The following is a 12,128-nucleotide window of genomic DNA, read 5'->3' as shown; positions in this document are numbered from 1 at the left end:
TAGGACGCCGGTGAGAGGAAGCGTGAGTGTGGTGGAGCGGGCCGACGGGGCGGGGCTGCACGAGGTGGGGCCGGGGATCTTCGCCTGGGTGCAGCCGGACGGCACCTGGTGGGTGAACAACGCCGGAGCCGTGGCAGGCGACGGCGGCGTGCTGATCGTCGACACCTGCGCGACCGAGGCGCGCACCCGGCGGTTCCTCGGCGCGGTCGCCGAGGCGACCGGCGACGCCCCGGTCCGGATGGCGGTGAACACCCACCAGCACGGGGACCACTGCTACGGAAACAGCCTGCTCCCGGACGACACGGTCGTCTTCGGGCACGCGGCGATGCGAGAGGCGTTGCTGGCCGATCCGATCATCGACGGCTGCCCGCCGGCCTGGACGCCGGTGCCCGACTGGGGACACGTGACGCGCCGCCCGCCGTCGGTGGTGTTCACCTCCGAGCTGACCGTCCATCTCGGGGCGCGCCGCGTCGAGTTGCGGCACCCCGGCCACGCCGCCCACACCCCCGGGGACGTGGTGGCGTGGCTTCCCGGAGAACGGGTGCTGTTCGCCGGGGACCTGCTGTTCAACGGGCTCACGCCGCTGGTGCTGATGGGCTCGCTTGAGGGCGCGTTGCGGTCGCTGGACTGGCTGGCGGCCTTCGAGCCCGAGCACGTCGTGCCGGGACACGGGCCGCTCGCCACCGCCTCCGAGCTGCCGGAGGTCCTGGCCGCGCACGAGCGGTACTACCGGTTCGTCCTCGACGTCGCCCGGACGGGACGTGAGAACGGGCTCACCCCGCTGGCCGCCGCGCAGGCGGCGGACCTGGGCGAGTTCGCCGGATGGGCGGACGCCGAGCGCCTGGTGCTCAACCTGCACCGTGCCTACGCCGAGGCCGAAGGCGGCGAGGTGGATCTCCTCGCCGCCATGGGCGACGCCGTGACCTGGCACGGCGGGCCGCTGCCCACGTCAGTCTGACGCGGGCGTCACGACCAGCCCTGCAAACCGGCGCCGTACGGATAGAGGGGGTTGCCGTAGGTGGTGGGGACGGTCTGGCCCGCGTCGATGCGGGCCCGGATCTCCGACCGCTGGGCGGCGGTCGCGCCCAGGTCGTAGGGGAGGTTCCAGTCCTCGACGGCGTCGGCGAGCACGTCGCCGCCGCCCGGCTTGAGGATCTGGTCGAGGCCGCGTGGGAGCTGCCACGGCAGGCGTCCGCGCGGTGTGTAGTCGCCGAACAGGAGGCTCGCCGTGGCCGGGCCGACCTCCTCACCGCCCCGGTACGTCACCACGATGGCGTCGGCCAGGCCGTTCCACTCGCTGATGACGATGGGCCGGGGGAGGGTCAGCACGACGACCACCGGAACGCCCTGGTTCTTGAAGTTCTGGATGACGGCCAGCTGGTCGGCGGGCAACTGGGGTTGCTCCTTCACCCAGGCGGTGGCGTGCGTGTAGGTCGGCTCGCCGACCGCCACGATCGCGAGCTTGGGCGAAGGCCCGGTGTCCTGGTAGACGTTGACGCCCGCGGTGGCCGCCCGCGCCTTGACCGCGTCCAGCAACGTCTGCGAGCCGTACTCCTGGTGGAAGAAGCTCGTCCAGATGCAGCAGGCCGATCCGTCGGTGGCCCGCGGACCGGCGACCACGACGTTGTCGCCCGCCTTGAGCTTCACCGGCAGCACGCCGTTGTTCTTGAGCAGCGTGATGGACTCCCGGGCGGCCTGGTTGGCGAGCGCGACGTACGACGGCTGGTGGAAGCGGTAGGGACCGTTCACCGGGTCGCCGTACGGGTGCTCGAACACGCCGAGCGTGAACTTCAGGCGCAGGATCCGGGTCACCGCGTCGTTGATCCGCGCGATCGGGACACCTGCCAGGAAGGTCGCCATCGTGAACCCGGTGGCTCCGGGGTCGGCCCCGCCCATCACGTCGGAGCCGGCGTTCGCGGCCTTCACCCAGACCGAGGATGGCAGCCAGTCGGTGGTGATGAGGCCGGTGTAGCCGAGGTTGCCCCGCAGGTAGTCGAGGATCGGCTTGCTGTCGCCCGCGCCCGAGCCGCCCGGGTCGAGGTAGGAGCTCCCGGCGTAGCCCGGCATGATGTTGACCGCGCCGGCCTCCATCGCGGCCCTGAACGGGATCATGTGGTACTTGATCGTCACCGCGTCGTAGGTGATCCCGGCCTCGCCGCCCGCGCCCTCGCCCGGCCAGTGCTTGACGGTCGCCAGCACGGACGCGGGGTTGAGCTCGGGGCCGCCCTGGAGCCCGGCCACCAGCGCGCGGACCTGGGCGGCCGCGACGTCGGCGTTCTCGCCGTTGCCCTCCTGGATGCGGGGGTAGAGGACCTTGGTGCCGACCTCGGCGAGCGGGCCGAGCACGCCACGCGCCCCGACCTCCAGCTCCTCGCGGCGCTGCGTGTCGCCGAGCTTGTAGTCGAGCGCGTAGTCCTTGCCCGCCGCGAGCGCGCTCTGCAGGGGATAGGTGGTCTGGTATCCGGCGATGGTGTCGCCCGCCGAGACCGGCGGGATGCCGAGCCGGGTCCCGGACGCGCCCAGCAGGACGGCGTGCAGGTCGTTCGGCAACGCCGGGCCGAAGTGCCAGCCCGAGAGCGGGTAGGTCTGGGCGTTGTAGAACATCTGGTACGCCTTCTCCTCGGGGGTCATCCTGCCGAGAAGGTCGTTGACGCGGGTTTCGACGGGCAGCCGCCAGTTCTCGTACGGCTCGATCGTGCCGTTCTTGTTGAGGTCGCGGGCGCCGTTGACGATCGGGACGCCGTCGGCGACCTGCTCGATGTCGGGCAGGTAGAGGCTGAAGGCGCGGATGTTCGACGTCGTCCTCGCGCCCGACCCGCTCACCGCGACGACGTACCACCTGTACGTCCACCGGTCGGGGATGTCCCAGGTGGGCGTGTAGCTCGTGCCGGTCGGCTCGGCGACCTTGGTGTAGAGGTCGATCAGGTTGCCCGAGGCGGTGAAGTCGTAGTCGGTGCGGCTGACGTTCAGCCAGACCTCGTAGCGCACCGCGCCGGAGACGGCCGCCCAGGAGAGCGCGGGCCGCCGGGTATCGGTGATCATGGCCTTGTCGGCGGGGGCGGACAGCGCGAACTGGCCGGTGGTCGCCGGGGCCTTGGTGGGCGGGGACAGCAGGGGAGCGGTCGTGGCCGCCGTGTCCACGGTGCCGAAGACCTGGAACTCCCACAGCGAGTATCCGTAGCCCGTCGCGCGGGCCGTGCCGACGAAGCGGACGTAGCGGCCGTCGCCGGTGACGTTCAGGTTCTCGACGCCGCCCCTGCCGCTGGTCGTGGTGTGGATCGGCGTCCACGAGGTGCCGTTGGCGGACACCTCGATCCGGTAAGCCGTGGCGTACGCCGACTCCCAGTTGAGCGTGACACCGGTGACGTGCCCGGCGCCGCCGAGGTCGACCCGCAGCCACTGGTCGTCGGAGTACTGGCTCGACCAGCGGGTCGTCGTCCGCCCGTCGAGCGCCGCCGCCGGAGCGTTGCCGCCCTCCCAGGACGAGGCCGTCACCTGCTTGTACGCCGAGATCGGCGTCCCGCTCGGCGGCGGGTCGGTGGTGCCGCCGCTGGTGTGGACGCCGAACTCCCACAGGGAGTAGCCGTAGCCGGTGGCGCGGGCGGTGCCGTAGAGGCGGACGTAGCGGCCCGAGCCGGTGACGTCGAGGGTCTGCGTGCCGCCGGTGCCGGTGGTCGTGCTGTAGACGTCGGTCCAGGTGGTGGCGTTGTCGGACACCTGGACCTTGAAGGCCGTGGCGTAGGCCGCCTCCCACGTCAGGACGACCTTGCAGATCGTCCTGGCCGAGCCGAGGTCCACCTGGAGCCACTGCGGGTCGGCGGCGGCGCTCGACCAGCGGGTGCCGGGGTCGCCGTCCACGGCCGCGGACGCGGGCGTCCCGGCGTTCTCGGTGGACGAAGCGGTCGCGGGCCGGTTCAGCGCGCTGTTGGGGCCGGTGCAGCCCGAGGACGTACCGGTGGTGCCGTAGACCTGGAACTCCCACAGTGAGTAGCCGTAGCCGGTGGCGCGGGCGGTGCCGTAGACCCGGACGTACCGGCCGGAGCCGGTCACGTTGAGGTTCTGTACGCCGCCGGCGCCGGTGGTCGTGGAGTAGACGTCGGTCCAGGTGGCGGCGTCGGCCGACACCTGGATCTTGAACGAGGTGGCGTAGGCGGCCTCCCAGTTGAGGGTGACCTGGCTCAGCGTCGCCGTTGTGCCGAGGTCCACCTGGAGCCACTGCGGGTCGCCGAACGCGCTGGACCAGCGGGTGCCGGTGTTCCCGTCGACGGCGGCCGACGCCGGTGTGCCGGCGTTCTCCGTGGACGAGGCCGTCGCGGTCCTGCCCTGCGACAGCAGGACGGGCGCGGCGTGGGCGGGCCCGGCGACGACGCTCGCGAGCAGCGCCAGCGCCACCGCCAGGACGAGAGGGAGCCCGCGCCGGAGCGGAATGGTGTGCTTCATGGCGTCTCCTCCCTGCGCTACCAGCCGACCGCGACCAGCAGCCACTGCGGGTCGCCGTGCGAGATGAACGAGGACCGGCCCGCGTAGTCGTCGTAGGGGAAGCCGTAGGCGAGCTTGCCGATGGCGTGGTCGTGCCAGAACTTCGCGTAGTAGTTCGCCGGGGCGGCCTTGTAGTAGTTCGCCGCGTCCGACTGCTGGGCGTCGGACAGCCCGGCGACGTGCCGGTTCAGCGCCGCGCACATCTTCGGGGCCTCGGCGAGCGGTCCGGCGCACCCGGTGACCTGCGAGGTCGTCGCCGTCACGCCCTGCTGGGCGGCATAGCCGGTGAAGTAGTTCGCGTACGCCCCGCCGGGCTGGAAGATCGACGCGCTGCCCGGGGCCGGGATGCGGTACGGCGCCTGCACCTGGGCCAGTTGCTTGAACTCGGCGGGCACCTCGTCGATGAACCGCTGGAAGGTCGCCGCGCGGGACTCCGCGAAGGTGGCGTAGTCCTCGCCGACCGCCACGTCGTAGCCGTCGCGGGCGTGCAGGCGCATCGCGAGCTTCAGGCCGAACGCGTCCACCCGGGTCGTGTTGCCGTTGAACACCGACGGCCCGACGGTGAACTCGATGAAGTCGTAGTACTGGCTGTTGGGGGAGCCGAGGTAGAAGTACATCCGGCCCGCCGTGTTGGCCGGCATGTCGAAGTAGGGCTGCTCGGCGATGGAGTGGACCTGGCCGTTGTAGCTCCAGTAGACCTGCGAGTCGGGGTACTGGCCGTTGGTCCGGTTGAGAATCTTGACCATGACGACGTTCCTGGCCGCCGGGATGCTCGCGGTGTCGCCCCAGAAGGCGTCGGGCGGCGGTGTCGTCGGGTCGGTCGAGCCGCCCGTGGTGTTCACGGTGAAGCTCCACAGCGAGTAGCCGTACGCGGTGGCGCGGGCGGTGCCGTAGAGGCGGACGTAGCGGCCCGAGCCGGTGACGTCGAGAGTCTGCGTGCCGCCGGTGCCGGTGGTCGTGCTGTAGACGTCGGTCCAGGTGGTGGCGTTGTCGGACACCTGGATCCTGAAGGCCGTGGCGTAGGCCGCCTCCCACGTCAGGACGACCTTGCAGATCGTCCTGGCCGACCCGAGGTCCACCTGGAGCCACTGCGGGTCGCCGAACGCGCTGGACCACCGGGTGCCGGTGTTCCCGTCGACGGCGGCCGACGCCGGGGTGGACGCGTTCTCGGTGGACGAGGCGGTCGCGGGCCTGCCCTGGGCCGCGTCGGCCGTGCCGCACCCGCTGCTCGACGTGGTGCCGTAGACCTGGAACTCCCACAGAGAGTAGCCGTACGCGGTGGCGCGGGCGGTGCCGTAGAGGCGGACGTACCGCCCCGAGCCGGTCACGGCGAGGGTCTGTGTGCCGCCCGCACCGCTCGTGGTGGAGTAGACGTCGGTCCAGGCCGAACCGTCGGCCGACACCTGGATCTTGAACGACCTGGCGTAGGCGGCCTCCCAGTTCAGGGTGACCTGGCTCAGCGTCGCGGTGGTCCCGAGGTCCACCTGGAGCCACTGCGGGTCGCCGAACGCGCTGGACCACCGGGTGCCGGTGTTCCCGTCGACGGCGGCCGACGCCGGTGTGCCGGCGTTCTCCGTGGACGAGGCCGTCGCGGCCTTGCCCTGCGACAGCAGGACGGGCGCGGCGTGCGCCGGCCCGGACCCGGCCGTCGCTGCGACGACGCAGGCCACGACCAGGACCAGCGCGCTGAGCACGGCCGTCAGAGCGCGGCGCGTGCGATGGATCGTCGAACGCTTTCGCATGATGGCGATCTCTCTTCGGGGGGTGAACGGGGAGAGCTCTGACCAGAGAATGATCGCCTTCGAAACTTAGGTCAATACTTGAATTTAGTATGCGATGGAATGATCTTGACTCCCTTGGAAAGCAGCGGGTAAACCACCGGGTCGTACGAGGCCGGGGCCGGCCGGCTGGTCGGCCGGCCGGCCCCGGGTTGTGCTCAGCGGCAGCCGGCCGCGGTGTAGGCCGCGTCGTAGGACGTGGCGACCTGCTCGCCGCCGATCGTCGCGGTGCCCTTGACGGTCACCGTGCCGGCGTCGATCTGGGCGGCCCGGGTGTTGAAGGACTGGTAGGCCTGCTTGCCCGGGGCCACGCCGGCCACGGTCTTGGAACCGTACGGAGTGGTCAGCTCCACGGTCGCCGGCACATCACCGTTGTTGACGGCCGTGACCGCCAGGTACGCCGAGGCGCCGATGCAGCGGGAGGAGGCGGTGACGGTCAGCTCGACCTTCGGAGAGTCGTCCTTGCCGCGGACGAGGGTGAAGTCGTCCACGTCGAAGTCGGCCCCGGTGAACACCAGGTAGAGCTTCACGCTCCCGGAGGGCACGTTCGTGAGCTCCGTGGAGACGTCCGCGTACGACTCCCAGCCACCGGTGTTCGGCACGGTGACGCTGCCGAGCACCGGGCCGGTCGGAGAGTCGGTCCGGATCTCGAAGCCGCCGCTCGGGGTGGGCGAGGCCACCCGGGCGGTGAACCGGGTGACGCCGGTGAGGTCCACGCCGTCGTACGCCGCCCAGTCGCCGGGGTTGACGTACCCGAGCACGGTGCCGCCGTGCGCGGGGGCGTGGGGGTAGGTGTCGACGCCGTTCGCCTCGGTCCAGCTCTCGGCCTGGACGGTGACGTCGCCCTCCGCCGGGTCGAGCTCCTTGACGCGGATGTTCCGGAACGCCACCTCGTCGCCGTCGCCGTGGTTCTGGATGCCCACGTAGCCCTGCTGGAGGGACCGCTTCGGGTCGGTGTTGACGAAGTCGTTGATCTTCACGCCGTTGAGGAAGATCTGCAGGCGCTCACCCTCCACCCGGAGTTCGTAGGTGTTCCACTGCCCCGGCGGGTTGAGCGCGGCGTCCCTGGCCTTGAGGTCCGCCGACTGGAAGCCGTAGACCGACCCGGTCGTCTTCTCCGGGGCGTCCGTGGCGTCGATCTGGATCTCGTAGCCGTTGTCGACCGCCGACCACGGGTCGTCCGAGGCGGGGAAGCCCACGAAGACGCCCGCGTTGTCGTCGCCGCGCATCTTCCAGTCGAGCTTGAGCGAGTAGGAGTGGAACTCCTTCGCCTTGTACCAGAACAGCCCCAGGCCGCCGTGCGAGGTCAGGGTGCCGTCGGCGTTCGTGAATCCGCCGGGCCCGGCCTGCTGCCAGCCGGTGGTGTCGCCGTCGTAGAGCGTCGTGTAGCCGGTCTCGGGACGGCAGTCGGCCTTGAGGTCGCCCATGGCGTACCTGATGCCGCCGAGCAGGTGCTGCCGGAACTCCGGCTCGGAGAACGAGGACGCCGTGTGCCCGCCGCCCGTGTAGAACGACCGGCCGCCCTGATACTCCTTGCACCAGGCGATCGGGTGGTCCTCGCCCATCTTGCCGCCCGAGTACGACTTCTCGTCGAGCGAGGCCAGCACGTGGGCGGTGGTGCGGGCGTTGGAGCGGTAGTCGTACCACTCGTCGGTGCGGGTCCACGTCGGCCCGAGGTGGGCGGTCGCCGGGTGGGCCCGGTCCTCCACCTTCACGGTCGCCTGCTGGACGGCGGGGTGCGAGGCGAACCACGCCCCGACCAGGCCGCCGTAGAACGGCCAGTCATACTCGGTGTCGGCCGCCGCGTGGATGCCCACGTAGCCGCCGCCCGCCTTGACGTACGACTCGAAGGCCGCCTGCTGGGCGTCGTTCAGCACGTCGCCCGTCGTGCTGAGGAACACCACGGCCTTGTACTTGGCCAGGTTCTGGGCGGTGAAGACGGCCGGGTCCTCGGTCGCGGTGACCTTGAAGCCCAGGTCCTTGATGGCCTGGATGCCGGCCGGGATCGAGTCGTGCCGGAAGCCGGCCGTACGCGAGAAGACCAGGACCTCGCCCTCGGCGCCGTCGCCCGAGGTCGTCGAGGTCGTCCACTTCTGCGCGTTGCCGCCGTCACAGGTCTTGATGACCATCTGTCCGGTGTTCGAGCCGTCGAGGCACTTGCCGGACTGCGGGTTCTTGATCGTGCCGTCCGTCCCGATGGTCCAGACCTGCGCGCCGACATTGGCGACGCAGTCCCAGATCTGCACCCGCGTGCCGTCGGCGGTGCCGCCGTTGGACACGTCGAGGCACTTGCCGAGCGATCGGAGCGTGGAGCCGTCGACGCTCCAGACCTGGGCTCCGGTGCCGTTGCACTGGTAGAGCTGCACGTTGGTGCCGTTGGCCGGGTCGGCGTTCGCAACGTCGAGGCACAGGCCGCCGGCGTTGACGATCGGTCCCGGGCTTCCGCCCGCGGGCGGCTCGGCCGTCAGCGTGAAGTCGTCCACGTCGAACAGCGCGCCGTCGTTGCCCTTGAAGAGCAGGAAGAGCTCGGTCGTCCCCGCCGGGGCGTTCGACAGCGGCGCGGAGACGTCGGTGAACGTCTCCCAGCCTCCGGTGACGGGCACGCTCACCTTGCCCAGCAGGGTGCCGGTCGGCGATCCCGTGCGGACCTCGATGGTGCCGCCCTTCCCGCCGGACGAGACGCGGGCGGCGATTCCCTTGGCCTTGCTCAGCTCGTAGGGCTTGAAGGAGATCCAGTCGCCGTTGTTGACGTCGCCTACGGTCTTGCCGCCGTGCGCCTGCGACTTGCTGATCGGGTTGACGCCGGAGGACGCCCCGTAGTGCTCGGCCTGGCGGTGCCGCGGCTGCAGGATGTGCTGGGTGTGGGTGGTCAGCCCGCCCTTGTCGGTGTACTCGGCGTCGAACACCGCGAAGATGTTCGCCGCGTCGTCGTGCTCGCCGTCGACCGGGATGGTCAGCTCGCCGGAGCAGCCGTTCTTCGAGCTGATCTGGTGGCCGTGGCTGTCGTGGCCCAGCACGTAGGTCATCTTGACCTTCGTGCAGTCGACGTCGCCGTCCTCAGGGTCGGTGACCTTGATCGTGAAGGGGACCGAGTCGCCCCACTGGAACAGGCTGCCCGCCGTGGGAGTCTCGATGGTCACGGTCGGCGCGGTGTTGCCCGCCGTGACGACCACGCTGGCGCTGCCGCTGTTGCCCGCGGGGTCGCGCACCGTGAGCGTCGCGGTGTACGTGCCGTCCTTGTCGTACGTCTTGACCGGATTCGCCTCGGTGGAGGTGGTGCCGTCGCCGAAGTCCCAGGAGTACGTGAGCGTCGCGCCCTCGGGGTCGGCGGAGCCGGCCGAGGAGAATGTGACTGTGAGCGGCGTCCTGCCCGAGGTCTTGTCGGCCTTGGCCACCGCGACCGGGGAACGGTCACGGCCCTTGACGTACTCGAAGCGATACAACGCCGAGTTGGCGTCGCCGTTGAAGTAGCCGGTGCCGTAGTCGAGCACGTACAGCGCGCCGTCCGGGCCGAACGCCAGGTCCATCACCTGCGTGCCGGTCCACGGGAAGTCGGTGATGTCGCCGCGCGTCCCGTCGGCCTGCACGTCGATCGCCTTGATCCACCTGCGGCCGAACTCGCCGGCGAACAGGTGGCCGTCCAGGTCCTGCGGGAACTTGACCGCGGAGTTGAGCGCGGCGTCGTAGTGGTAGACCGGCCCGCCCATGGGGGACTCGGAGCCGCCGCCGAACTCGGGCGGGGAGCCGGCGTCGCCGCCGTACCTGATCCACGCGGGCTGGGCGGGCGGCAGCGTGCGCCGGCCGGTGTTGCGTGGAGAGGCGTTGACCGGGCCGCCGGCACAGTCGTACTTCGCCCCGGAGGGTCCGGAGGGGAAGGTGAACGCGTTGTAGGTCTCGACCGGCGTGTTGGTGCCCGTGCAGTAGGGCCAGCCGTAGTTGCCGGGGCGGGCGACCCGGTTGAACTCGACCTGGCCGCTCGGCCCGCGGTTGGGGTCGGTGCTGCCAGCGTCGGGGCCGTAGTCGCCGACGTAGACGACGCCGGTGGCCTTGTCGACGCTCAGCCGGAACGGGTTGCGGAAGCCCATCGCGTAGATCTCGGGCCGGGCGTTCGGGGTGCCCGCAGGGAACAGGTTGCCCTCGGGAATGTCGTAGGTCCCGTCCGGCTTGACCTTGATGCGAAGGATCTTGCCGCGCAGGTCGTCGGTGTTGCCCGCGCTGCGCTGGGCGTCGTACGCCGGGTTGCGGTCGGGCCGCTCGTCGATCGGGGCGTAGCCCGACGAGTCGAAGGGGTTGCTGTCGTCGCCGGTCGACAGGTAGAGGTTGCCGGCGGCGTCGAAGTCCATGTCGCCGCCCACATGGCAGCAGATGCCGCGGTCGGCCGGCACATCGAGGATCTTGACCTCGCTGGCCTTGTCCAGCGTCCAGTCGGGCTTGACGGTGAACCTCGACAGCCGGTTCACGCCCTTCCAGGCCGAGAAGTCGGACGCGGTGGCCGGGGCGTCTCCGTCGGGGGTGTCGAGACGGGGAGCGTAGTAGAGGTAGATGAACCGGTTCGTCGCGAAGCCCGGGTCGGCGGCGACTCCCTGAAGCCCTTCTTCGTCGTGGGAGTAGACGTTCAGCGTGCCGACCACGGTGGTGTCGCCGCGCGCGTCGGTGCGCCGCAGCACGCCCTCGCGAGCGGTGTGCAGCACCGACAGGTCGGGCAGCACGGTCATCGTCATCGGCTCGCCCATCTCGGCGACGCCCCTGGCCAGCTCCACGCGCTGGTAGTCGGCGGCGTCGACGGGCGCCGCCTGCGCTGGCGCGGCCGGGGCGAGCACGGTCAGGCCCGTGAAGGCCAGGAGTAGGGCGCAGGTCTGCGCGATCCGTTTTCTGGCGCGATCGGTCGGCCACCTGGGGGGCATGGCGGACCTCCCTTTCCTTGGTGCGGTGCGGGCCGGCTGCACGGTCGTGGGCACGCGTTCGCTTCACAAACCGGCCGCGTAGCGGTGATTCGCCCCGAAGGTAAGCCCCTTTTGGGGAATTGTGAAGATAGTTTTGGCAAAACTGCTGAGCTTTCGTTACCTTGTGACGAAAGTTCCGTGGATGGCGGACGAGATCATCACGACCGGCCTGTGGCGTCCTGGGTAGATGCCGGGGCATGGTCTTCATGCCGTCGGGACGGGTCGAGCAGCCGGTGATGCACCACCGCTGGGCCGACATCACCTTCATCCACTGGCGGTATCCGCCCGAGGTCGTGCAGGGGTTCCTGCCGGACGGGCTCACCGTGGACACCTTCGAGGGGTCCGCGTACGTCGGGATCACGCCGTTCCTCATGCGGGACGTGCGGGCGCCCGGCCTGCCGCCGCTGCCGTGGCTGTCGCGGTTCCCCGAGACCAACGTGCGGACGTACGCGCGGGACGCGCGGGGGCGCGGCGGCCTGTGGTTCCTGTCGCTGGACGCCGGGAGGCTCCCGGCCGTGCTGGGCGCCCGGGCCGGTTACGGGCTGCCGTACTACTGGTCCCGCATGTCCGTGAGCGGCGCGGGGGCGCGGCGCAGCTACCGCTGCCGGCGCCTCTGGCCAGGCCACGCGGGCGTGCGGTGCGACGCGGACGTCGACCTCGGCGCGCCGGTGACGGAGGCCGGGCGGAGCGGGCTCGCCGACTTCCTGGTCGAGCGGTACCGGCTCTTCACGGTCGTCGCCGGGCGGCTGGCCACCGCCGAGGTCGAGCACCCGCGCTGGCCCCTGCACCACGCCCGGACGGCCGGGCTGGAGCAGGGGCTGCTGCGGGCGGCCGGCCTGCCCGACCCGGGGCACGACCCGATCGTCCACGCGTCGCCCGGCGTGTCCGTACGGATCGGCATGTGGCGGCCGGTGCCGGCGGCCTGACC

At 70.9% G+C, this 12,128-nt stretch carries 5 protein-coding genes; 2 read left to right on the top strand and 3 right to left on the bottom strand.

Translation table 11 applies throughout. The annotated features are described in order from the left end of the window. Window positions 1-22 precede the first annotated feature (22 nt). A complete protein-coding gene (locus tag HHX37_RS33025) occupies window positions 23-958 on the top strand; it encodes an MBL fold metallo-hydrolase (RefSeq protein WP_310740649.1) in 936 nt (311 codons plus the stop codon). An 8-nt stretch (window positions 959-966) separates the two neighbouring features. On the opposite strand, the gene HHX37_RS37375 is transcribed toward HHX37_RS33025, so the two are convergent. The 3 genes from HHX37_RS37375 to HHX37_RS38010 form a co-directional block, all read right to left on the bottom strand. Next, window positions 967-4,440 carry a discoidin domain-containing protein gene (locus HHX37_RS37375; protein ID WP_182887910.1) on the bottom strand — a complete coding sequence of 1,158 codons (3,474 nt, stop codon included), beginning with the start codon at window positions 4,438-4,440 and terminating at the stop codon, window positions 967-969. Between the two features lie 17 nt (window positions 4,441-4,457). Next, a complete protein-coding gene (locus HHX37_RS33015; protein WP_182887909.1) occupies window positions 4,458-6,221 on the bottom strand; it encodes a discoidin domain-containing protein in 1,764 nt (587 codons plus the stop codon). A gap of 194 nt (window positions 6,222-6,415) precedes the next feature. Next, on the bottom strand, window positions 6,416-11,161 hold the full coding sequence (locus HHX37_RS38010) for a ThuA domain-containing protein (RefSeq protein WP_182887908.1): 4,746 nt from the start codon (window positions 11,159-11,161) through the stop codon (window positions 6,416-6,418). 236 nt (window positions 11,162-11,397) lie between these two features. On the opposite strand from HHX37_RS38010, the gene HHX37_RS33005 reads away from it, so the two are divergent. After that, complete coding sequence (locus tag HHX37_RS33005; RefSeq protein WP_182887907.1) at window positions 11,398-12,126, top strand: YqjF family protein; 729 nt, start codon at window positions 11,398-11,400, stop codon at window positions 12,124-12,126. The last annotated feature ends 2 nt before the right edge of the window (window positions 12,127-12,128 follow it).

The sequence above is a fragment of the Microbispora sp. H10885 genome (assembly GCF_014161415.1).
GTDB lineage: Bacteria > Actinomycetota > Actinomycetes > Streptosporangiales > Streptosporangiaceae > Microbispora > Microbispora triticiradicis.
Note: the sequence above shows the minus strand (reverse complement) of the source record. Positions and strands in the feature narration are given on the sequence as shown.